Annotated in this window: 19 protein-coding genes; 9 read left to right on the plus strand and 10 right to left on the minus strand. The window is 57.2% G+C overall.

Translation table 11 applies throughout. The features are described 5' to 3' along the window. The first annotated feature begins 10 nt into the window (after nucleotides 1–10). The 3 genes from BTJ39_RS02685 to BTJ39_RS02695 are packed head-to-tail and all read left to right on the plus strand — an operon-like array spanning nucleotide 11 to nucleotide 2,954. The gene (locus tag BTJ39_RS02685) at nucleotides 11–1,174 is read left to right on the plus strand and encodes a mandelate racemase/muconate lactonizing enzyme family protein (protein WP_078001108.1); all 1,164 of its coding nucleotides are present in this window, start codon (nucleotides 11–13) and stop codon (nucleotides 1,172–1,174) included. After that, the gene (locus BTJ39_RS02690; RefSeq protein ID WP_078001109.1) at nucleotides 1,168–2,064 is read left to right on the plus strand and encodes a dihydrodipicolinate synthase family protein; all 897 of its coding nucleotides are present in this window, start codon (nucleotides 1,168–1,170) and stop codon (nucleotides 2,062–2,064) included. The genes BTJ39_RS02685 and BTJ39_RS02690 overlap by 7 nt, the downstream gene beginning before the upstream one ends. Beyond that, nucleotides 2,061–2,954, plus strand: coding sequence for a 2-dehydro-3-deoxygalactonokinase (locus BTJ39_RS02695; RefSeq protein ID WP_078001110.1), 894 nt, complete (start codon nucleotides 2,061–2,063; stop codon nucleotides 2,952–2,954). The genes BTJ39_RS02690 and BTJ39_RS02695 overlap by 4 nt, the downstream gene beginning before the upstream one ends. A 17-nt stretch (nucleotides 2,955–2,971) precedes the next feature. Here the strand turns inward: BTJ39_RS02695 and BTJ39_RS02700 are convergent, their stop codons facing one another. The 3 genes from BTJ39_RS02700 to BTJ39_RS02710 all read right to left on the minus strand — a co-directional run bounded on the left by BTJ39_RS02700 (nucleotide 2,972) and on the right by BTJ39_RS02710 (nucleotide 5,609). Then, nucleotides 2,972–3,661 (minus strand): helix-turn-helix domain-containing protein, encoded by a 690-nt coding sequence (locus tag BTJ39_RS02700; protein ID WP_078001111.1) that lies wholly within the window; start codon nucleotides 3,659–3,661, stop codon nucleotides 2,972–2,974. Continuing rightward, nucleotides 3,658–4,611, minus strand: a complete 954-nt coding sequence (gene uriH, locus BTJ39_RS02705) for a uridine-preferring nucleoside hydrolase UriH (RefSeq protein ID WP_078001112.1) — start codon at nucleotides 4,609–4,611, stop codon at nucleotides 3,658–3,660. Before uriH ends, BTJ39_RS02700 begins: the two co-directional genes overlap by 4 nt. Nucleotides 4,612–4,709: 98 nt before the next feature. Next, complete coding sequence (locus tag BTJ39_RS02710) at nucleotides 4,710–5,609, minus strand: AraC family transcriptional regulator (protein WP_078001113.1); 900 nt, start codon at nucleotides 5,607–5,609, stop codon at nucleotides 4,710–4,712. 142 nt (nucleotides 5,610–5,751) lie between these two features. On the opposite strand from BTJ39_RS02710, the gene BTJ39_RS02715 reads away from it, so the two are divergent. After that, nucleotides 5,752–6,714, plus strand: coding sequence for an SDR family NAD(P)-dependent oxidoreductase (locus BTJ39_RS02715; RefSeq protein WP_078001114.1), 963 nt, complete (start codon nucleotides 5,752–5,754; stop codon nucleotides 6,712–6,714). 52 nt (nucleotides 6,715–6,766) lie between these two features. On the opposite strand, the gene BTJ39_RS02720 is transcribed toward BTJ39_RS02715, so the two are convergent. From BTJ39_RS02720 to BTJ39_RS02735, 4 genes are all read right to left on the minus strand, one after another. Then, nucleotides 6,767–8,053, minus strand: coding sequence for an MFS transporter (locus tag BTJ39_RS02720; protein WP_078001115.1), 1,287 nt, complete (start codon nucleotides 8,051–8,053; stop codon nucleotides 6,767–6,769). A gap of 110 nt (nucleotides 8,054–8,163) precedes the next feature. After that, the gene (locus BTJ39_RS02725; protein WP_078001116.1) at nucleotides 8,164–9,660 is read right to left on the minus strand and encodes a CoA-transferase; all 1,497 of its coding nucleotides are present in this window, start codon (nucleotides 9,658–9,660) and stop codon (nucleotides 8,164–8,166) included. Next, nucleotides 9,657–10,400: an enoyl-CoA hydratase/isomerase family protein gene (locus tag BTJ39_RS02730; RefSeq protein WP_078001117.1), complete on the minus strand. Its 744-nt coding sequence runs from the start codon at nucleotides 10,398–10,400 to the stop codon at nucleotides 9,657–9,659. Before BTJ39_RS02730 ends, BTJ39_RS02725 begins: the two co-directional genes overlap by 4 nt. Before the next feature lie 14 nt (nucleotides 10,401–10,414). Beyond that, nucleotides 10,415–11,758: an FAD-dependent oxidoreductase gene (locus BTJ39_RS02735; RefSeq protein WP_078001118.1), complete on the minus strand. Its 1,344-nt coding sequence runs from the start codon at nucleotides 11,756–11,758 to the stop codon at nucleotides 10,415–10,417. A gap of 83 nt (nucleotides 11,759–11,841) precedes the next feature. On the opposite strand from BTJ39_RS02735, the gene BTJ39_RS02740 reads away from it, so the two are divergent. The 5 genes from BTJ39_RS02740 (at nucleotide 11,842) to BTJ39_RS02760 (ending at nucleotide 17,475) form a co-directional block, all read left to right on the plus strand. Beyond that, on the plus strand, nucleotides 11,842–12,540 hold the full coding sequence (locus tag BTJ39_RS02740) for a GntR family transcriptional regulator (protein ID WP_176110179.1): 699 nt from the start codon (nucleotides 11,842–11,844) through the stop codon (nucleotides 12,538–12,540). A 383-nt stretch (nucleotides 12,541–12,923) separates the two neighbouring features. After that, the gene (locus BTJ39_RS02745) at nucleotides 12,924–14,642 is read left to right on the plus strand and encodes an IlvD/Edd family dehydratase (protein ID WP_078001120.1); all 1,719 of its coding nucleotides are present in this window, start codon (nucleotides 12,924–12,926) and stop codon (nucleotides 14,640–14,642) included. A gap of 17 nt (nucleotides 14,643–14,659) precedes the next feature. Continuing rightward, nucleotides 14,660–15,352: an RraA family protein gene (locus BTJ39_RS02750; protein WP_078001121.1), complete on the plus strand. Its 693-nt coding sequence runs from the start codon at nucleotides 14,660–14,662 to the stop codon at nucleotides 15,350–15,352. Between the two features lie 33 nt (nucleotides 15,353–15,385). After that, the gene (locus BTJ39_RS02755) at nucleotides 15,386–16,726 is read left to right on the plus strand and encodes an MFS transporter (protein WP_078001122.1); all 1,341 of its coding nucleotides are present in this window, start codon (nucleotides 15,386–15,388) and stop codon (nucleotides 16,724–16,726) included. Continuing rightward, nucleotides 16,723–17,475, plus strand: a complete 753-nt coding sequence (locus tag BTJ39_RS02760) for an IclR family transcriptional regulator (protein ID WP_078001123.1) — start codon at nucleotides 16,723–16,725, stop codon at nucleotides 17,473–17,475. Before BTJ39_RS02755 ends, BTJ39_RS02760 begins: the two co-directional genes overlap by 4 nt. Before the next feature lie 49 nt (nucleotides 17,476–17,524). Here the strand turns inward: BTJ39_RS02760 and BTJ39_RS02765 are convergent, their stop codons facing one another. Genes BTJ39_RS02765 through BTJ39_RS02775 form a run of 3 tightly spaced genes read right to left on the minus strand, consistent with a single transcriptional unit; the run spans nucleotide 17,525 to nucleotide 20,958 of the window. Beyond that, nucleotides 17,525–18,400, minus strand: coding sequence for a D-psicose 3-epimerase (locus tag BTJ39_RS02765; protein WP_078001124.1), 876 nt, complete (start codon nucleotides 18,398–18,400; stop codon nucleotides 17,525–17,527). 54 nt (nucleotides 18,401–18,454) lie between these two features. Continuing rightward, nucleotides 18,455–19,462, minus strand: coding sequence for an ABC transporter permease (locus BTJ39_RS02770; RefSeq protein ID WP_078001125.1), 1,008 nt, complete (start codon nucleotides 19,460–19,462; stop codon nucleotides 18,455–18,457). Then, the gene (locus BTJ39_RS02775; protein ID WP_078001126.1) at nucleotides 19,459–20,958 is read right to left on the minus strand and encodes a sugar ABC transporter ATP-binding protein; all 1,500 of its coding nucleotides are present in this window, start codon (nucleotides 20,956–20,958) and stop codon (nucleotides 19,459–19,461) included. Before BTJ39_RS02775 ends, BTJ39_RS02770 begins: the two co-directional genes overlap by 4 nt. Between the last annotated feature and the right edge of the window lie 9 nt (nucleotides 20,959–20,967).

Here is a 20,967-nt window from a genome sequence, read left to right on the forward strand (position 1 = left end):
CGGAGTTGTTATGAAGATCAGTAACGTTGAATGTTTTCCGTTAAAGGTAACCCCGCAGCAGGCCTACTTAGGCGGCAGCGTCGAGGGGCACGACAGCGATTACTACTACCGTCCTGAATATCGCTGCGTTTATTCACGCAAGATGGAAACCTGCCTGGTGAAAATTACCACCGACGACGGGCATATCGGCTGGGGTGAGGCGCTGTCACCGGTGGTGCCGCAGGTCGTGGCGCAGCTGATAAATCATCTGTTTGCGCCGCTGCTGATCGGCCAGTCGCCATTTGCCAGCGCGGTACACAACTCGCGCATGTACGACTCGATGCGCGATCGCGGCAACATTACTGGCTATCACGTGGACGCCATTGCGGCGGTGGATATCGCGCTTTGGGATCTGAAAGGCAACATTCTGGGTCAGCCGGTTTATCAGCTGTTGGGCGGCGCCTATCGCCAGAGCGTGCCCTGCTATGTCTCCGGCCTGCCCGAAGCGGAGCTGGCGCAGCGCTGTGAGCTGGCAAAGCGCTGGCAACAGCAGGGGTTTAACGCCGTGAAGCTGGCGCTGGGCTACGGTGTGCAGCAGGACATTGCTAACGTACGCGCTATTCGCGCCGCTATCGGCGAGGAGGCGCAGCTATTTCTCGATGCTCACTGGAACTACAGCGTCGCGCAGGCCGCTGAGCTGGCTCAGGCATTACAGCCCCTCGGCGTCGGCTTTATCGAAGCCCCGCTGCTGCCGGAAGACATTGCCGGCCACCGCGAGCTGCGGGCGAAAAGTCCCATTGCGATTGCCCTGGGCGAGACCGAGCGCACCCGCTATCAGTTTAAGCCCTTTATCGAGCAGCGCGCCGTCGACATTCTGCAGCCCGACGTTGGGCGTACCGGTATCAGCGAGCTGATGCATATCGCCTCGCTGGCCGAAACCTGGAATCTACAGGTAGCGCCGCATCTGAGCGTTGGCCTCGGTCCCTGCATTGCCGCCTCAATCCACGTGGCGGCGGCGATCCCCAACTTATTTATGCTGGAATATCAGCCGCCGGTGTTTGCGATTGCCAACCAGCTACTGAAGGAACCGCTGACCTGCACCCAGGGCCATTATCAGCTGCCGCAGGGCAACGGTCTGGGAATTGAAATTGATGAACAGCGGGTCAGGGAATCCGTGATGGAGGGAACATGTTAAAAGGTAACGTGCCAATTCTGGCAACGGCATTTGACCAACAGGGGGCGCTGGATCTGGCCTCGATTGAAAAACTGGTGAAGTTCCTGCTGCGGCAGGGCATTGATGGTCTGGCGCTGTTTGGCAATGCCTCGGAGGGTTACGCGCTGACCCTTGATGAGAAAGCCGAGCTGTTTGCCTGCGTTAAACGCTTATGCGGCGCGCTCCCGCTGGTCGCAGCGGCGGGCGGCGCCTCGGCGACGGTAGCGATTGAAGATATTTTGCGCGTTCAGAGTTGGGGAGCGCAGGTGGCGATGGTCAATCCGCCGTCGGTAGTGAAACCCGGCCCTGATGAAACTTATCGCTTCTGGCGCGATATCTGCGCCCGCTGCGATATCGACATTATGATCCAGGACGCGCCGCTGATGACCGGCGTCACGATGTCGGTGCCGACGCTGGTCAGCATTTGTCAGGATTTTCCCCAGGTAAAATATATCAAGGTGGAACAGCCGCCCACTACGCTGAAAATTAGCGCCCTGAAGCAGACACTGGGCGATAGCGTCGGGCTGTTCGGCGGCCTCAACGCCGGTTTCCTCTATGAGGAGCTGCGCCGCGGCATCATTGGTACCATGCCAGCCTGCGAGTTTCCCGATGTGATTAATGCCATTCTGCGCGCCTGGGCGCAGGACCGCCGCGAGGCGCAGCGGCTGTTTTACCGTTATCTGCCGTTTCTGCGCTACGGCGTGCAGCCGGGAATTGGCGTGGCGATCCACAAAACGGTACTACAGCGGGCGGGCTTGTTTGCCAGCGATACGGTGCGCGAACCGGCGAAGGGTATCGATGACACCACGCGTCAGGAGCTGCAAGATCTCACTGATGCTCTGCCGCTGGCCGTGCTGGAGCCGCAGCCATGAACTATATCGCCGTTGACTGGGGCACCGCCCATTTTCGCGCGCTGAGCGTGCGCGACGGCAAGGTGGCTGCCAGCGTGGAGGATCATTGCGGTGTCGGACGCTGCGAACGCGCGGCGCTGCCGGCGATCCTGCGCCAGCAATTGCAGCGGCTGGAGCATGGCTGGGACCCGCAGCTGCCGGTGATGCTGTGCGGCATGGTGGGCAGCAATATCGGCATTGCCGATGCCGGCTACCTGGCGCTGCCGCTCGATTTTAGCGAGTTGCTGACCCGGGGGCAGGCGCTGCCGGGGATACTGAGCAATCCGCTGACGCTGCGGCCGGGAATTTGCGATCGGCGAGTGAATGAAATCTGTCGCGGTGAAGAGATGCAGCTGGCGGGCGGCCTGACGCTGAGCGACGCGCAGGTCTTCGCGGTTGTGGGTAATCACAGTAAATGGATGCGTGTTGATCGCCCGCGCCAGCGGGTAGCAAGTCTTACCACCCTGATGACCGGCGAGCTTTATCAGCTGGCGCTAAATCATTCGGTGGTGGGAAAAGGATTGCCGCCGCAAACGGCCTCGCCGGCAGCGTTCCTTGCCGGCGTGGAAGTTGCGCAGGATGTTTACCGGGGAAGCACTACCCTGATTAGCGAGCTGTTCCGCTGTCGCGGTCGCTATGTTCTCGGCGTTCTCGACCCGGCTTCGGCATCGTCCTGGCTGTCCGGCCTGCTGATGGGACACGAAGTGCTGAGCGGACATCCGCAAACGGAAAGCGTGTGCTTCAGCGGTAGCGCTACGCTGCTGCCGCTTTATCGCCAGGTATGTGAGGCGCTGGATCTCCCCTGTACCACCCTTGAGGCCGAGAGCGCGCTGCTTGCCGGGCTGAACGCGGTGTTTGCCGAACAGGTTTAATGCGTGCGGCGGGGCGGTTAAATCGTCGGAAAAGATTCGCCGCTGATTCTTTTGGCCGCAGAAATGAGAAAGCGGCGCAGGCTGTCGATGTCCAGCCGGTCGCCGCTGATATTGGACAGCGCAATGGCGGCCTGCATACCCGGAATATTGCAGGCCAGACGATAATCCGTCGCGCTCCAGGCTTTGCCAAATACCTGGTGACGGCGCGCTTCTTCAATATCCTTCTGCAACAGGCGGTAATCGTGAATGCCGATGCGGGCGACGATCTCTTCATCGCTCATGGCGGAAAGCAGCTTGATGCCGATAACCGAATCGTGAATGGGAAACGATTCATAATTGCCAATGGCGCGGGCGATGCTTTTCCCGCCGCGCGTATGGATTAAATACACCACGTTGCTGCCGCTTAGCACGCCAATCACGATCGATATCGAATGGCTGCCGGTCTCTTCCAGCATATCGATAATGGCATTGTAAAACGCTGAGTTATGGATAGCGCTGGCTGACAGACGATGCAGGCCGATGCCAAGGCGGTATTTACGCTTAGCATCCTGCTGTACCATCTCCAGCGCCAGCAGGGTTTGCATCAGTCGGGTCACTTTGGCCGAATCGAGCCCCAGCTCGCGGCCCATCTCACGAATGCCGTAAGGACGATCGCCGTTAGCCAGCAGGTTGAGACAGCGAAAGGCGTCGTACAGCGTTTTATTCATGGCGCAATGGGGACCTCGCCAATGTGCTGCAGCGCGTCGGTTACCATGCGCCAGAAATAGTCCTTGTCCAGCTCAACCGCCACCCGGGTGTGGCAGTCCGGCGGCGCCGGGCGGCGAAAGTCTGTCACGGTCATGCCGGTGGTCAGCGTGCCGCGCAGCTCGATGTCGACCGGAACGGTTTTTACCGTCATGACGGCCGGGTCGATGACCCAGGCAACGGCGCAGGGATCGTGAACCGGCGGAAAGTCAAAGCCCTGCGCCTGCTTATAGGTTTTGCCAAAAAATGCCAGCAGATCCAGCACGAAGCGCGCCGGTCCGGTGCCGATAGCGCTGATTTTTTCGATAACCTCCGGGGTGGCCAACGCCTGGTGCGTCAGATCGAGGCCGACCATCAGCAGCGGCCAGCGCTCGTTAAACACGATATGCGCCGCTTCCGGATCGATAATAATGTTGAACTCGGCCACTGCGCTCCAGTTGCCGGTGTGATAGCCGCCGCCCATCAGCACCACCTCTTTCACCCGCTCAACGATACGCGGCTCCCGGCGCGCCGCCATGGCAATGTTAGTCAGGCCAGCGGTGGGCACCAGGGTGATGGTGTGCGGTGGATGCGACATAATGAGTTCGATAATCAGATCAACGGCGTGACGCGGGTCCAGTTCGATGTTTGGCTCCGGCAGCGTCGGGCCGTCCAGCCCCGAATCGCCGTGTATCTCCGGCGCCACCTCAATTTTTCTCACCAGCGGCCGGTCACAGCCGGCGGCAAAGGGGACGCCGGTAATGTTGGCGATGCGCGCGACTGCCAGCGCGTTGCGGGTAACCTTTTCCAGCGTCTGATTGCCGACGACGGTGGTGACCGCCAGCAGCTCAATCTGCGGGTTACCGTGAGCCAGTAGCAGGGCGATCGCGTCATCGTGACCCGGATCGCAGTCCAAAATAATTTTCTTGCTCATGCAGTCGCTCTCCCTGAGTTTGCGTTGGCACAGCCGCTAGTGTAATCAGCTGCCGGTGAAAAAAATAGCGCTGCGGCCACGCTATTGAGCGGCCTGACTCAGATAAGGTTTTCCGGGATTAGCCCGATCCCTGCCCGCAGCCCGGCGGCATCTTTTTTCGGCGACTTACCATAAAGACGGGCATATTCGCGGCTGAACTGAGAAGGGCTCTCATAGCCGACGGCGAACGCCGCCTGAATCGCATCCTGGTTATTGAGTAACAGGCGTCTGGCGGCCTGCAGACGCAGCGTTTTCTGATATTGCAGCGGGCTGGTGCCGGTCGCAAGACGAAAGTGGCGGTTAAACGATGGTAGGCTCATACCGGCGATATTGGCCAGCTCCTGTGCCGCGATCCGTTGGTCGAAGTGGATGCGCAGCCAGTGCAGCGCGCTGCCGATCTGCATCAGACGACCTTCACGCGCGGCGATTTGGCGTAGTAAAGGACCGTGGGGGCTTTGAATCAGGCGATAGACCAGTTCGCGTTCGCGCAGCGCCGCCAGAAAGGGGATATCGTCGGGCGTATCCAGCAGCGCCAGCAGGCTATTCCATGAATGCAGCAGCGGCTCTGAAACGGCGGCCAGGTGGTAGCCCGGATTGATCCTGGCGGCGCGTTGAGCAGGCAACTCTGCCAGTACCGAGGTAAACAGAGCGTGGTCGAATTTCAGGCTGGTGGCAATATAGGGCCCGCTGCTTTTATTTTCATATTGGATGCGCGTGGTCGGTAAATCAATCAGCGAAACAAAACAGCTGCCGGCGCGGTAATCCAGCAGCTGGTTGCCGACCAGCATCTGCTTACTGCCCTGTAGCACCAGGCAGGCGCCGGAACCGCAGCCGGTCATCACCGGCGCTTTTTCCGCTCTGATCACCCCGATGCCCAGCCGGGGAATTGCCGTCTCCTTGCGACCGTCAGCGGCATGTCGTATTACCCGCTGCGCCATTTCATCAATCAGCTGCTGCAACCTTCACCTCCAACGGCTAAGTCATCACAGTTAATTATAAATGATTGCTTCAGGCAATAAATAAAGGGTTAAGGGCCAGAATCAAGCCGGGGTGCTGTTTATATTAGGCAATGAAAATCTCTTCCGACAGCAAAGGTTTACTATGAGCAAAACATTTAGCAGCACTTCAACCGCCGATGAGGTTCTGGAAAATCTTGACCTGCGCGGCAAGCGTTACCTGATAACCGGCGTCTCTTCCGGTATGGGCATTGAAACCGCGCGCGCGCTGGTGGCTCGCGGCGCGCAGGTGATTGGTACGGCGCGCGATATTAATAAAGCGGAGCAAGCCTGCGCCGGGGTACGCGCCGCCGTCGGGGAAAATGGCGGCGGCTTGCAGATTATTACGCTCGACCTGGCCGATCTCGCCAGCGTGCGCCATGCGGCGGATGCGCTGATTGCCAGGGCGATGACCTTTGATGCCATCATCGCTAATGCCGGCGTGATGGCGCTGCCCTTCAGCCAGACTAAAGACGGTTTTGAAACCCAGTTCGCCACCAATCATCTCGGCCACTTTCTGCTGGTGAACCGCCTGGCCTCACAGCTACGCGATAAGGGCAGGCTGGTAACGGTATCCTCTAACGGGCACCGCTGGGCGGATGTGAATATTGACGATCCCAACTTCGCCAACCGTCCTTACGATCCCTGGATTAGCTATGGCGGCGCCAAAACCGCAGTTATCTTGTTTGCCGTTGAATTTGACCGACGTCACCGGGCGCGCGGCATTCGGGCAACCTCGCTGATGCCCGGCGTTGCCAATACCGGCCTTGCCAGTCACCTGTCGCCGGATGAGCTTAGCGCTCTTGGCAAGCGTATCGCCGCCGAGCTTGGCAGCGCCGGTCAGAGCTTTGCCTTTAAAACGCTTGCTCAGGTGGCGGCCACCACGGTGTGGGCGACCGCAGTGGCCGCCGACGATGAGATTGGCGGAAGATACTGCCAGGATTGCCAGCAGGCGCCGGTCGATAACGCGCCAGGCATTCGCTTTGGCGTGATGTCGCACGCGCTTGATCCCGCGCGCGCGCGTCAGCTGTGGGCGAAAAGCGAAGCGCTGGTGGGGGAGTCGTTCTGAATTCCAGGCGATTTCACGCCAGCGCTGCTAAGCGCGTTCGCGATGCGGCGCGCTAATGATGATTATCGGCCTGCGGGTCAAAGGCGCCGAGGCTTTCGCGCTGCTTGCCGCTGGCGAAGAAGGCGACCGCCAGCGCCCCGAGCAGCGCGACGGCGCCTGAAATCAGGAAGGCGCTCTGGAAAGTGCCGGTAGCTTTGACCAGAAAGCCGGTAAGCGAGGGGGCGATAATACCGGCGGTATTCGCCACCAGGTGCATGAAGCCCCCGACGCCGCCCAGGCGTCCCGGCTCGACGGTTTCAGAAATAATGCCCCAGTAGGTGCTGAGCGTCAGATTGGTAAAAAACGCCGCGCCCGACATCAGCGCAATCGCCATGGCGATGCTATAAGCCTGCCCGGCCAGCGCTACGCAACAGGCGGAAATGAGCATACTGGCAATAATGACGATCTTATGGGCCAGGATGCCCCGCTTTAATTTGCGGTACAACGCATCGCACGCAATGCCGCCCAGCATGACGCCCGCCGCGCCAAATACCCAGGGGACGATATTGGCCCAGCTCATATTCGCCAGGCTCATATGTCTTTCCATCATCAGATAGCTTGGGAACCATGACAGAAAGAAGTAGAGGATGTAGGCGTAAGCAAAAAAGGCAAAGGAGGTGGCCAACACCGTTGGCCGACGCAGGTAGTGGCCGAGCGAATAGCCGGCCGGAACGGGCGTATTTGGCTCGGCCGCCAGATTCTCCTCCGGCGGCTGATGGGCTAACAAAGGGTGCTGCCGCGGCGAGTCCGCGGCGCTGAAGTGCCAGACTATCAGCCATACAAGACCGAGTGCGCCGATAATGATAAACGGTACGCGCCAGCCCCAGGCCACGGCAATCAATCCGACCAGCGGCCCGGCAATCGCCCCGCCGACCTGCTGACCAGCATTAGCCAAGCCGATCGCCGACGTGCGCTTCTGAGGGGTAAACCATGCAAAGATAATTTTATTGGTACAGGTGGCGTACGGGCCTTCTCCCATACCGAACACCACGCGCACCACTAACAGCGAAAGGATGCCCGCCACGCCAGCGGTCAGGGTACAGAACAGCGACCAGACCAGCATCGCCGCCAGCAGGACTTTTTTCGGCCCGAAGCGGTCCGACATCTGGCCGCCAACGAAGCAAAACAGCGAATAGCCGACGAAAAAGCTGCTGAAAACGATGCCCAGCTCCGCCGGATCGAGATGTAAGTCTTTGGTCAGTAAGGGCGCCGCAACTGACAGCGCCGCCCGGTCCAGATAGCTGATGACTCCAGCCATAAACAGCATAAAAACCATGGTCCAACGTAAACGTTTGAGCATGACGTTACCCTCTGGCCTGTGGCCATGTTTTTGTGGTTAACCGCCGGTGGGCAACAGCTGCCGCGGCGGTCGCTAGCGGTAAGATGAAGAGGTCCGGACAATGTGCGGCGCTATGGGATAAACAGCGCCGGGTCCATTAATGGCAACGGTTGCAGAATATGCGCCGGCGGAAACGCCATTAAATCGAGTACCGCGCGCTCGGTGATAATCAGCGCGCTTTGCTGGCGGGCGACGCCTTCGCTAACCCGATAGGTAATACTTTGGGCCTGATGGACAAACTTACAGACTTTGCCCTCCTGTTCGATCTGCATTTGCCCATCGTGATAAGACACCTGCAGGCCGGCGGTGGTGAAGGTGCCGGTAAAAACCAGCCGTCGGGCGTTGGCGGCAATATCCGTAAAGCCGCCGGCACCGGGATTGGCCCGGCCAAACTTGCTGACGTTAACGTGGCCGGCGGCATCATATTCGGCGAACGCCAGCGCGGCGAAGCGGCACAGACCACCGTCAATAACGTCGAACTGCATCAGGCCGTCGATTAGCGCATCGGGATGGCGATTAGCAGAAAACTGCCAGCCGTTCATCACGATGCCGCCATATGAACCGTGTTCGGTGGTAAACCAGTAATCATCATAGGCATTATCGGGGGTGATGGTGCCCTGTTCGACCATCACCAGCGGGATGTCGGCTGCAGCGCCAAAACCGAAGATAGACAGCTCTTGCCGCCGTACCTCGCAGGCGGCGCGACGGGCGATCACCTTATCCGGTCCGAACGGAATGTCAGGCAGCCGGGTGAACTGCTCCGCAGGCTGCAGGTAAGCGGGATCGCTACTGACGTCGCTTCCCATCAGCATCTCTTCATCCACCACCAACTGGTCGACAAAAATGCCGGGGAATCGCACTGCCGTGGCTGCGCGTTCGCCGCGTTTTACCAGCCGTTTTACCTGGGCGATAACCCTGCCGCCGCAGGCTTTGGCCGCTAACGCCAGCGCCATGCCGGAAGAGAGCAGCGGTTCCTCTTCAAAAGAGAGGTTGCCGAACTCATCGGCGCTGGTGGCGCGAATGATCGCCACATCGATATTCCAGGTGGGATAGTAAAGCAGCTCTTCGCCGTCCAGCCGGATTTTCTTAATCAGATCCTGCTCGCAAATAGCGGTGAACTTCCCGCCGCCCAGATCGGGGTCAACATAGGTTCCAAGGCCGACGCGGGAAATGTAGCCCGGTGATTTACGCGCCACTTCGCGCAACCACTGCATGGAGGCGCCGATCGGCCATGAATAGGCTTCAACCTTATTTTGCTGAATCAGCTGCATCAGAGCTGGGCGCTGCCCGGTGGTCGGGTCGACCGGATTAATGTAGGAGCCGGACACGATGCGTTTCATCAGCCCCTCCTGCGCAACGTGGTCCATGCCCTTGATGCCGACGGCGTCGCCGGTACCGCAGGGGAAATAAAACGTCAGTCCGCGCGGCGACCCGCTATCCCGGAAGCGCTGGCCGAGAGCCTGCAGAGTTTTATCCGGCACGATCCAGCCGATAACGCCCGACGCGGCGACCGTCTGACCATCTTCAATGGTGGCTGCCGCCTGTTCTGCTGTAACTATTTTATTCATTTTGCTGCTCCAAACCGGGCCAGTACCGACCGGGCCTGCTCTCCCCGACAGTCTTCGGCAAAATAGCGCGATGCCAGGCGGTCAAGGTATTCGGCGTCGGCGTTGAGAAAAGGCGCAAAGAAACGTTTGCAGGAGGCGACAGACTCCGCGGGTAGGGCGGCGAACTTCTCCGCCAGCGCCATGGCGTGTTCTGCGGCCTTGCCCGGCGGGCAGGTTACGTCCGCGAGGCCGAGACTGGCTGCCCGCTCGCCGTCAATCGGCTCAAGACCCCAGCACAGCCAGCGGGCGCGCTGGGCGCCGAGGCGCCCGATCAGTACCCGCAGTCCCCAGGGCGGCAGCCAGCCGTTGGCGACTTCGGGCAGATGCCAGCGAGCGTCACCGGCGCTGACCACCAGATCGCAGGCGGCGGCCAGCACCAGGCCGCCGCCGAGTGCGTAGCCTTCAACGGCGGCGATAATCGGCTTATCAATGCTGGCAAAGCGACGAGCCACCGTCGCCGTGTCGGCTTCGTGGCGGCACATCTCTTCGATGGACAGGCCGCCCAGCTCTTTGAGATCGCTGCCAGCGCAGAATGCCGGCGGTGCGGCGGCCAGCACGATGGCGCGCACCGCGGCATCCCGTTCGGCGTCATCGAGCGCGGCCAGCAGCAATGCCATGGTTTCGCTGCCGAGCGCGTTGCGGCGCTGTGGGCGATCCAGCGTCAGCTGGCGTACGGCGCCGTGCGTTTCGCTAATTAACATAATGTGACTCCTGATTACTCCAGATGGGCGCCGTCACGGCGTAAAAACTGGCGGATTTCTGCCGGATCTACCTCTGCGGGCGACAGCTTGTTGTTCACGGCTATCGCCGCAGCGTGGCCGATCGCATGGCCATAGGCGAAGCACTGCGCGGTCACCCTGGCCGACGCGACGGCTTCATGTTCAGCGGACAGGCAGCGTCCTGCGACCAGCAGTCCCTGCCCGCGACGCGGGACAAAGCAGTGATAAGGAATTTCATAAAAATCATCGAGCAGCCATTCCACCCGCGGCCTGTCGCCGGCATGTAGCTCAATGGGCCAGGCGGAGCGGGCGATAGCCGAGGGGGATTTAGCGCCGCTGACGACGTCAGCGTTGCTGAGGCGCGTGCGGCCCTCCAGCTGGCGAGTCTGACGAATGCCTACCTGCGGAGCGGTATCGCTAAGCCATGCCTGCTCGCAGCCGGTAAGATTGTCGCGAAAGAAACGCGCGTACTCGACCGCCTGGCGGCGACCGTTGATTTCGGCCTCGGTGAAGTCACGGTAGTAAAGCGCATTCAGTTCGCGGCCATCGCTGCCGCTGATGCGCGTGCAGTTGCACAGCAACTCGCCGGGCTGGGTGGTCGGGAATAGCCAGATTTTGCTACGTGGCAGGCGGTATTCACCGCTGCGGTTTTTGTCGGCAATCAGCGCCGATACCGCATTATCCATGATGGTATCGGCGCCGTGGCGGGCCAGAAAGCGCGGCATGTCCACCCCCTGCAGGTGGAAAATCATGGTGGGATTTTGTACGTTGCCCCGATCGCCGATGACGTCAGGCAGTCCGGCCATCGCGACAATATCGGCGTCGCCGCTGGCATCAATGGTCACCCCGGTGTTAATACGCAGACGGCCTTGCTTGGTCCAGGCGATAACGCCTTCAACCTTTTCACCGCCTTCCGTCAGTACGCCGATTGCCACGGCGTGATAGATAACGTTGACGCCCGCCTGCAGCAGCATATCATCGGCCAGCATGCGCCACTTCAGCGGGTCATGAACCCGGGTCCAGTTTTTGCCATAGCGCAGGGGATCGCTAAGGCCGCCGCGACCGGCCAGCTGCTGGCAAAACTCTTCGCAAAAGCCGAATACGATTTGCTGCGGCCCGGATGCCTGGCTTTCGCCAGCCAGGTACAGACCGCATACCGTGCCGGAAAGCCCGGCAACGGCGCCGCCGCCGCAGTATCCGTAACGCTCCAGTAAAACCACCTTCAGGCCGCGTCGCGCGGCGGTTACCGCGCAGGCCAGACCCGCCGCGCCGCCGCCTGTCACCAGCACGTCGCAGTCGATATGCTGGTACTCCCGACGGTCCTCACTATTAGTATTCATATTGTCGACCTCTGATATGTCAGATGTCGACACGTATAATGGGTATACTAATTTTCGTCAAGAGAACCACACAGGATATGTCGATGAGTTCAACAAAATGGCCCCCCCAGGCCGAAGGCGCTTCAGATCCCGACCTGCGTCTGGCTGATATTGCCTTCGAAAAGCTGGAAGAGATGATCGTGATGCGCCGGCTACCGCCGAATACCATGGTGTCGGAACAGCAGCTGGCGGCAGAGCTGAACATGGGGCGCACGCCAATCAGAGAGGCACTACAGCGCCTGCGTCAGATTGGTTTTGTTGAAATGCAGCCGAGGCGCGGCACCATGGTGTGTGGTACCGATATTCATCAGCAGCTTGAGCTGCTGGAAGTGCGCAAGCCGCTGGAAGAGCTGATGGTTAGCTGCGCGGCGGTGAGAGCCACCGATGAAGAGCGTGCGGCGCTGGCGGAGCTCAGCCGCGCGATTCTGATTGCGGCTGACGAAGGCGATACCATCCGCTATCTGAAATGCAACCGGCAGATTCACGAAGGTGAGGTTAGCGCCGCGCATAACAGTATGCTCAGTCAGATCATGGCCGCCAACCATGCGCAGTCCCGGCGTTTCTGGTACCAGCATATTCAGCAAAACCGGGCGTTTAAGCAAGGCGCGCACTGCCACAGTGAAGTGCTGAATAAAATTATTGCTGGCGACGTGGCCGGGGCGCGGCTGGCGGTGGATAATCTAATGAGCTTCCTCGAAGGGCTGACCTGTTCGACCCTGGGTAAGTTCGTCACCCTTAAATAGCCGTGCAGCTGGCCCCGCGCGGCGCGGTTTCAGCCTGCGGCGGCTGCCAGCCGGGAACAGGTTGCCACCCGGCGGTCGGCTCAAAGCGTAATCGCGATCACAGTATGAACATTTACCCGCATTTTTTTAACTTTTACGGGTAAAAGCTATCGCCGACCCGCTTGCAGTAATCTCTTTTATTATTAACGAGATATTTTTTATTTCCGTCTCCCTTGGGCATTAACTTTTATTGGTAAAAGTTAATGCCCGATGTCGGTCAGCATTTTTCTCCTTTGCTCACAAACTTGATGATTCATTCACTCCAGCCCCTGCCATTGACCGGTTTCTGCCATCACCTACACTGCTGAACATTCTCCCCACTGGTTATATAAGCGCGGTAAACAATGACCAAATATCGCAGTCAGTCTTGGCTCGGGCGTAAAGATAAATCCGGATTTATTGCCCGAAGCTGGTTAAAAAATCAGGGGCTGCCGAATGATGTTTTTGACGGGCGCCCGGTAATCGGTATCTGTAATACCTGGTCTGAATTAACCCCCTGCAACGCACACCTGCGTGATTTGGCTGAACAGGTCAAAATGGGGGTGCTGGAGGCCGGCGGTGTGGCATTTGAATTTCCGGTGATGTCGTTAGGCGAGGCGTTAATGAAGCCGACGACGATGCTGTTTCGCAACCTTGCCAGCATGGATGTCGAAGAGTCGATTCGTGGCAACCCGATTGACGGCGTAGTTTTGCTGACCAACTGCGATAAAACCACCCCGTCTTGCCTGATGGGCGCAGCCAGCGTTGACTTGCCCACGCTGGTCGTCAGCGGCGGACCAATGCTCAACGGCAAATATCAGGGTAAGGATATCGGTTCCGGCACCGACCTGTGGAAATTCAGCGAAGACTTACGCGCCGGTGTGATAACCCAGACGGCGTTTGACGAGGTGGAAAACAGCATGTCGCGCAGCCCCGGTGCCTGCAACACCATGGGCACCGCCTCTACGCTGGCCTGTATGGTGGAAGCGCTGGGGCTGTCGCTCCCCGGCTCGGCTGCGATTCCGGCGGTGGATGCGGCGCGCCGCCGTAACGCGCGTTTATCCGGACGACGGATTGTGGAAATGGTGGAGGAGAACCTTTGCCTGTCGCATATCCTGACGCGCCAGGCGTTTGAAAATGCCATCAAGGTAAACGCGGCAATCGGCGGTTCAACCAATTTTATCCTGCATCTGCTGGCCATAGCCGGTCGTATTGAAGTGCCTTTAACGCTGGAAGATTTCGATCATCTTAGCCAGCACATTCCGCTGTTGGCGAACCTCAAACCCTCCGGTGCGTTCCTGATGGAGGACTTTTACTATGCTGGCGGCGTGCCGGCGGTTATCGGCCAGCTGCTGGACAGACTGCACGGTGCGGCGCGGCAATGTAACGGCAAAACGCTGACTGAAAACTATCAGCATGCGCCGATTCTGAATCCTCAGGTGATTGCGAGCCATGAGCAGGCGTTTGGCGAAGATGCCGGCACCATCGTGCTGAAAGGCAATCTGTGCGTCGACGGCGCGGTAATTAAACCTTCGGCGGCCACGCCCCAACTGCTGAACCACCGCGCCAGAGCGGTGGTATTTGAGGATATTGAAGACTACAACCGCCGCATCAACGATCCTGACCTTGATGTGCGGCCGGAAGATATTCTGGTGCTTAAAGGCGCTGGCCCGCAGGGCTATCCGGGGATGCCGGAGGTGGGAAACTTTGGCTTGCCGCTGAAAATGTTGCAGCAGGGCATCCGCGATATGGTGCGCATTTCCGACGGACGCATGTCCGGCACCGCCTTTGGCACCATCGTACTGCATGTCAGTCCTGAATCGACCGTCGGCGGTACGCTGGCGCTGGTGCGCAATGGCGATCTGATTGAGCTGAACTGCCGCGAACGGCGGTTGACATTACACGTCAGCGATGAAGAGCTGGCGCGGCGTAAAGCGCAGTGGCAGCCGGTGCTTCCCGATTATCCGCGCGGCTATGCCAACCTGTATATCCGCACGGTACAGCAAGCCCATACCGGCGCTGACTTAAATTTTCTACCGGGTAAATCCGGCAGCGATATTAAACGTGAACCTCATCCTGAATAATAGTTAACGGAGATATTATGAGTCAGTTCTGGTCTAACGATGACGAGTTATTTCGTCTTGCTAAAGAAAAGCTATTTGTCGCGCTGGTTGGTGATGTTCTGGATTCAATGGGGTTAATTCATCAATTTCTCTCACCGCAATTAAAACCCATCGATCCGGAGATGGTTATTATTGGCCGCGCCATGCCGGTGCTTGAGGCTGATTATTTTCAGCAGAGTTCGGCCGGAAATTCCGAACTTAGCGAAAAACCTTTTGGTCTGATGTTTCATGCACTGGACGATTTACAAAAAAATGAAATTTATATTTGTGCCGGCGGCTCGCTGCGCTACGCCCAGTGGGGCGGTTTAATGTCTACCCGCGCAATCCAGTGCGGCGCGGCGGGGGCGGTTATTCACGGCTATCATCGCGACAGTAATGAGATCCTGCGGCTGAATTTTCCGGTAGCCTCTTTTGGCAGCTATGCCCAGGATCAGGGGCCGCGCGGCAAGGTTGTCGACTGGCGCGTGCCGATCGAACTGGACGGCGTGCGCGTCATGCCCGGTGATGTGATCTTTGGCGATCGTGATGGCGTATTAGTTATTCCGGCTCAGGCCGTAGACGATGCCTTTCACGGCGCGTTCGAAAAAGCGAAAGATGAAAATAAAGTCTTAGATGCATTAAAAAAAGGGATGTCTACCGTCGAAGCGTACGAAAAATTCGGCATTATGTAATTGTCACTTACTCTGGCAAATAAGGAGCAGATAATGTCTTCTGCTGATAATCATATTGAAAGAAACGCCATTCATAAAATAACGATAAAAGTATTGCCCATCATGGTAATGCTGTACGTAATTGCTTATATCGATCGCCAGAATATTGGCTTTGCCAAACTCCACATGGTGGAAAGTTTGTCATTAAGTGAAACGGCTTACGGGCTGGGCGCCTCGCTGTTTTTTATCGGCTACTTATTATTTGAGGTGCCGAGTAATGTCATGCTGCATCGCGTGGGAGCCCGCCTGTGGTTCACACGCATTATGCTGACCTGGGGACTGATTACGATTTTAATGGCCTTTACCTCCAGCGCCGCGATGTTTTATCTGCTGCGCTTTCTGTTGGGCGCGGCGGAAGCCGGGCTTTATCCGGGCTTACTCTATTACATGACCCGCTGGTTTCCGCTGGAGTACCGGCCGCGCGTCGTCGGCTATCTGATCATGGCGAGTTTGATTGCCAACATGGTCGGCGCGCCGCTTAACGGTGCCTTGCTCAGCATACACGGTGCATTGCAGCTGGAGGGCTGGCAGTGGGTATTTATCGGTACCGGCGTGCCGGCGCTGGTATTTATTATTCCGGTGCTGATATGGCTGCCGGATACGCCGGAAAAAGCAGCCTTCCTCAGCGCTGAAGAGAAAGCCTGGCTGGCGGCGACGTTGCAGCGCGAGCAGCGGCGCGACCAGGATAACCATATCCGAGGAACGCTCAGGACGCTGAAGGACCCGCGCGTGCTGCTGCTGGCGCTGGTGCTGGGCTTTATCTCCTTTGGCGCTTACGGCCTCAGCTACTGGATGCCAACTATCGTTAAAGAGTTTGGCGTTTCCGATATGGCTAATGGCCTTATCAATATGCTGCCGTGGCTGATGGCGATTGCGTTGCTGTGGTGGATGACGCGCGATGCGCGGCGCACTGCCGATCCGGTGAAAAATATCGCGCTACCGATGTTTGTCGCGGCAGTGTTTCTTGCCGGCAGCGCGCTGTTTATCACCACGCCATGGCTGAGCTTTTTATGTATCACGCTGGTGATTATGGCTATATTCTCCATTCAGCCGTGCTTCTGGACGCTGACTCGCTTTCTGAGCGGATCGGCGGCGGCGGCGGGGCTGGCCGCGATCAACTCGCTGGCGAACCTGGGCGGATTCTTTGCGCAAAACACCGTGCCGGCGGTGCGGGATCTGACCGCCAGCGCCAGCGCGCCAATGTATTACCTTGGCGGCTGTATGGCGATTGGCGGCGTAGTGACTCTGCTGACGATCCGCTACTTACATATGCGCCAGCAAAGGCCGGAGGTGAGGCCGCCCCGGCCTGATGGGCAGCATAAAGGAGTACTATGACCGACTATCGTGCCCCGGCTCTCAGCCGGGGTTTAAGTGTACTTGAATACATGTCACAAGCCGGCGTGCCAATGACCATGAGCGAGCTGGTCGCCGCGCTCCATCTCTCCTTTAATCAGCTGTTTCGCATTATGCAGTGTCTGGAGGAGGAGGGGTATCTCAAGCAAGACGCCAGCCGCTATTACCGCCTGACCGGCAAACTGATGTTCAGCAGCCAGCCGCGCTTTGTTGAGCAGCTGGCGCGCTCTGATAGCTGCCAGCAGCTGATGAAAGATTTCACCTGGCGCACCAACCAGCCTTGCCATCTGGCGGCGCTGCAGGACGATCAGGTGCGGGTGATCGCTCATCGTCATCCGGACTTTACCCCGTCGATTAGCGCCAGAGAGGGCTCGCTGCTGAATACGGTGAAATCCAGTTCTTCGCTGGTTTTGCTGGCGCTGGCCAGCGACCAGGACAGCTGGCGGCTGATTCGTCATTACGGGCTGGATAACCGCTTACGCGGCGTCATGGTCGAACAGCTTTCGCAAATTAAGGCGCAGGGCTACGCTGAAATCCCGCATGACCGTATCGTCGGCCTGACCTCGGTTTCCTGGCCGGTGATCGGGCCGGATAACCATGCCCATGCGGTGATTACCTGCCCGTGGTTTGATCAGCTGCCGGGAGAGTACGAGGACGCTAAACAGGCTTTATGTCAGGTTGCCAGCCAGCTCAGTGAGACGCTGCGCGCGCTGATGTTTAAGCACGACTGATATTCAGCTAGCCTCATGACCATTGCTTGTAACCGCGATGCGCCGCGCCTCAGGCAAAGGTCGTTTTAAGAAAATCCAGCGAACGGCTGATATATTCATCCATCTGCTGTGGGGAAGCATTGTCGCTCAGATCGCGCCAGACGCGTATGGCATCGCCCACTGCGCCGCCGCTGAGGATAAAGGGTTCCATTACTACGCCTTTGTTATAACCAATCTCATGCAGCGCTGCCGCAACGGCGGGCCAGTCGATGCTATTATTCATGCCCGGCAGCTTGCGGTTATTTTCCCCGACGTGGAAGTGGCCCAGCCACGGACCGGCATAGCGGATCGCTGCCGGAATATCATCTTCCTCGATGTTCATATGATAGGTGTCGAGCAACACCTTGACCGCGCTGCTGTTCACTTTCTTGCAGTAGGCTACCGCCTCTTCGCAGTTGGTCATAATGTAGGTTTCATTGCGGTTAAGCACTTCCAGCGCGATGCTAATTCCGCGCTGCGCAGCGGCTTCGCCAATGATATGCAGGCACTGCGCGCTGCGTTCCCAGGCGGCGGCTTTATCGGTGGTGACGAAATCGCAGGGCCAGTAAGAATAAATCGCGCCGATCAGCGTATCGGCTTGCAGAATCGGCATCTTTTCCAGAATATGGGTGAAATAATCCATTCCCTGCTGACGAATAGCCTCATCGGCCGATGCCAGATCGTACTGTTTAGCCGGGCCGCTATTAAGTGTAAAAATAAGGCCGTGGCTTTTACGAATTTCATTTAGCTTTTCCAGTTCACTGACCGACATGTGATAAACGTGGTCTGCGCTTATTTCCAGAATGTCGAATCCGATTTCTGACGCTTTCTTTACCAACGCAACATAACCATCAAAATTGCAGGCCCAGTCGGTACTCCAGTAAGAATACAGGGTTCCAAATTTCATTTTTCACTCCAGAAGAATAATGTTAACAGTTAGCGGAAAATATAATTTCCTTTATCAGGTTTTTTTCTTTCGCTTCTCGGTGCCGATATAAATGGCAATAAGAATAATCAGACCCTTGATGACATTCTGAATATAAGGAGAAACGCCCATCAGATTTAAACCATTATTAAGAACGCCAAGCAGCATTGCGCCAATCAGCGTACCGATAATGGCGCCTTTGCCGCCATTCATTGCTGCGCCGCCCAGTACCACGGCGGCGATGGCATCCAGCTCGAAACCTTCGCCGGCATTTGGCTGACCGCTCATCAGGCGTGAGGTGAGGATCAGGCCAGCAATGGCGGCGGTCAGGCCACTAATGGTGTAGACGATGAGCGTTACCTTATTCACTTTGATTCCGCTCAGGCGCGCCGCTTCACTGTTGCCGCCGATAGCGTATACATGACGACCAAACGGGGTGTGATTCAGCAGGATGTAGGCGAGGATATAGACGCCGATCATAATCAGAATGGGCGTCTGAATACCCAGCAGATTACCGCGACCGAATAGCGAAAAATCCATTGGCACGCCAGCAATGGGATAGCCGCCGGTATAGATCAATGCCAGCCCGCGCGCGATACCCAGCATGGCGAGCGTGACGATAAAAGAGGGCATTCTGGCCCAGGCGATCAGCACGCCGTTGAACGCGCCGAGTAGTGCGCCAAGTCCCAGCCCGGCTGCGATGGCAAGATAAGGAGGCAGCCCCCAGGCGGCCATAAGTCCGGCCATAATGGTACCGGTTAATGCCATCACCGAGCCAACGGAGAGATCAATACCGCCGGTGAGAATAGCGCAGGTCATGCCAACGGCGATAATGGCGTTAATCGAAACCTGGCGGGCGATATTTGTCAGATTATTTTCCGTAAGAAAATTATCGCTGACTAATACCATGATAATAAATACCGCAATGAAGCCAATTAGCGGGAAGAAAACGGGATTCTCCGCCCAGCCTTTTAATTTATGAATAAAGGTGCCGTTACCGTTTTCCTGGCGAGGGTTCGATTTAATATTTGTCAGTAAGCTCATTTTGCGTTTCCGGTGGCGTGTAACATGATGAGATTGGAATCGATCTGGCTCTCGGATAGTTCTGCGACAATGCGATTTTCACGAAAAACGTTCACCCGGTCGCAGATGCCGATTATTTCCGGTAGCTCTGAAGAGATCATGATAATTGCCACGCCTTTAGCGGTGAGGGCGCGCATCAGGTTATATATTTCCGCCTTTGCTCCAACATCAATGCCCCGCGTTGGTTCGTCAAAGATCAAAACTCTGCAATCATTATTTAACCAGCGGGCAATAACTACTTTCTGCTGATTTCCGCCGCTCAGATCCCCAACCCGCGTATTGACATCGGGCGTCTTGACCCTGACTTTTTCTACCAGATCACGCGCTTTGCCGGACTCTTTTCTCCGGTTAATAAAGAAGCGCCATTGCTTTTCATCCGCGTGGTTATTCAGCACGATATTGTGCTTGACCGAAAAATCGAGCAGCAGCCCCTGAGACTTTCGGTCTTCAGGCACAATGCCGATGCCTAATTGCAGCGCCGTGGCTGGTGAGGCGATTCTGACCTTTTTGTTCTGATAGGTGATTTCAATACTTTCTGGCTTATCAGCGCCGATCAGCGCCCGTACCGCTTCCGTGCGCCCGGATCCAACCAGCCCGGCAAAACCCAGGATCTCACCGGGATAAAGCCTGAAGCTCGTTGGCTGACTGCGCCGGTTAAGCTTGAGGTTGTCCACCTGTAAAACCGGCTGCTGGCGCACGACGGTGCTGTTTTTATCTGGAAAGGTATTTTCAAGCTTCCGTCCGACCATCATCTCGACTAAGGCATCCGGCGTGCTTTGCCGGACCGAAAGCGAGCCGATGTAGCTGCCATCACGCAGTACCGATATGCGATCGCAAATCTCATAGATTTCTTCAAGATGGTGCGAAATAAAAAACATACCAACGCCGAGGGATCTGAGGTCGCGCATCACACCAAACAGGTGCTCAGCTTCTTTGGGCGTCAGCGTGGCCGTTGGCTCATCGAGTACCAGAATTTTTGCATCCAGCGAGAGCGCTTTGGCTATCTCAACAAACTGTTGATCGGCAATGCTTAATTGCTCCACTGGCTTATTAAGATTAATTTTTACTTCCAGGCTTTTAAAAATCAGCTGTGCCCTGGAGCGCATCGCTTTACGATTCAGCAGGCCAAACGAATTTTTCATCTCCCGATTAAGGAAAATATTTTCAACGGCATTCAGATGCGGAATTAACGATAACTCCTGAAAAATAATGCCAATGCCGCAGTCAATGGCGTCACGATAGCTGGCGAAGTTTTTTTCAACGCCTTCCACGAGAATTTTGCCGTGGTCGGACTGGTAAATACCGCAGATGATTTTCATCAGCGTGGATTTTCCGGCGCCGTTTTCTCCCATCAGAGCATGAATCTCTCCCTTTTTCAGGGAGAGGTTGACATTATTAAGTGCCTTCACGCCGGGGAATGATTTACTAATATTTTCAAGCTCCAGTAAATTTTCCATCTTTCACTC

It is taken from the genome of Izhakiella australiensis, from assembly GCF_002006995.1.
Taxonomy (GTDB): domain Bacteria; phylum Pseudomonadota; class Gammaproteobacteria; order Enterobacterales; family Enterobacteriaceae; genus Izhakiella; species Izhakiella australiensis.

What these genes read in the sequence shown, in the direction of transcription:
- BTJ39_RS02685 (WP_078001108.1), top strand. Translation starts at nt 11, where the DNA reads ATGAAGATCAGTAACGTTGAATGTTTTCCGTTAAAGGTAACCCCGCAG.
- BTJ39_RS02690 (WP_078001109.1), top strand. Translation starts at nt 1,168, where the DNA reads ATGTTAAAAGGTAACGTGCCAATTCTGGCAACGGCATTTGACCAACAG.
- BTJ39_RS02695 (WP_078001110.1), top strand. Translation starts at nt 2,061, where the DNA reads ATGAACTATATCGCCGTTGACTGGGGCACCGCCCATTTTCGCGCGCTG.
- BTJ39_RS02700 (WP_078001111.1), bottom strand. Translation starts at nt 3,661, where the DNA reads ATGAATAAAACGCTGTACGACGCCTTTCGCTGTCTCAACCTGCTGGCT.
- uriH (WP_078001112.1), bottom strand. Translation starts at nt 4,611, where the DNA reads ATGAGCAAGAAAATTATTTTGGACTGCGATCCGGGTCACGATGACGCG.
- BTJ39_RS02715 (WP_078001114.1), top strand. Translation starts at nt 5,752, where the DNA reads ATGAGCAAAACATTTAGCAGCACTTCAACCGCCGATGAGGTTCTGGAA.
- BTJ39_RS02720 (WP_078001115.1), bottom strand. Translation starts at nt 8,053, where the DNA reads ATGCTCAAACGTTTACGTTGGACCATGGTTTTTATGCTGTTTATGGCT.
- BTJ39_RS02725 (WP_078001116.1), bottom strand. Translation starts at nt 9,660, where the DNA reads ATGAATAAAATAGTTACAGCAGAACAGGCGGCAGCCACCATTGAAGAT.
- BTJ39_RS02730 (WP_078001117.1), bottom strand. Translation starts at nt 10,400, where the DNA reads ATGTTAATTAGCGAAACGCACGGCGCCGTACGCCAGCTGACGCTGGAT.
- BTJ39_RS02735 (WP_078001118.1), bottom strand. Translation starts at nt 11,758, where the DNA reads ATGAATACTAATAGTGAGGACCGTCGGGAGTACCAGCATATCGACTGC.
- BTJ39_RS02740 (WP_176110179.1), top strand. Translation starts at nt 11,842, where the DNA reads ATGAGTTCAACAAAATGGCCCCCCCAGGCCGAAGGCGCTTCAGATCCC.
- BTJ39_RS02745 (WP_078001120.1), top strand. Translation starts at nt 12,924, where the DNA reads ATGACCAAATATCGCAGTCAGTCTTGGCTCGGGCGTAAAGATAAATCC.
- BTJ39_RS02750 (WP_078001121.1), top strand. Translation starts at nt 14,660, where the DNA reads ATGAGTCAGTTCTGGTCTAACGATGACGAGTTATTTCGTCTTGCTAAA.
- BTJ39_RS02755 (WP_078001122.1), top strand. Translation starts at nt 15,386, where the DNA reads ATGTCTTCTGCTGATAATCATATTGAAAGAAACGCCATTCATAAAATA.
- BTJ39_RS02760 (WP_078001123.1), top strand. Translation starts at nt 16,723, where the DNA reads ATGACCGACTATCGTGCCCCGGCTCTCAGCCGGGGTTTAAGTGTACTT.
- BTJ39_RS02765 (WP_078001124.1), bottom strand. Translation starts at nt 18,400, where the DNA reads ATGAAATTTGGAACCCTGTATTCTTACTGGAGTACCGACTGGGCCTGC.
- BTJ39_RS02770 (WP_078001125.1), bottom strand. Translation starts at nt 19,462, where the DNA reads ATGAGCTTACTGACAAATATTAAATCGAACCCTCGCCAGGAAAACGGT.
- BTJ39_RS02775 (WP_078001126.1), bottom strand. Translation starts at nt 20,958, where the DNA reads ATGGAAAATTTACTGGAGCTTGAAAATATTAGTAAATCATTCCCCGGC.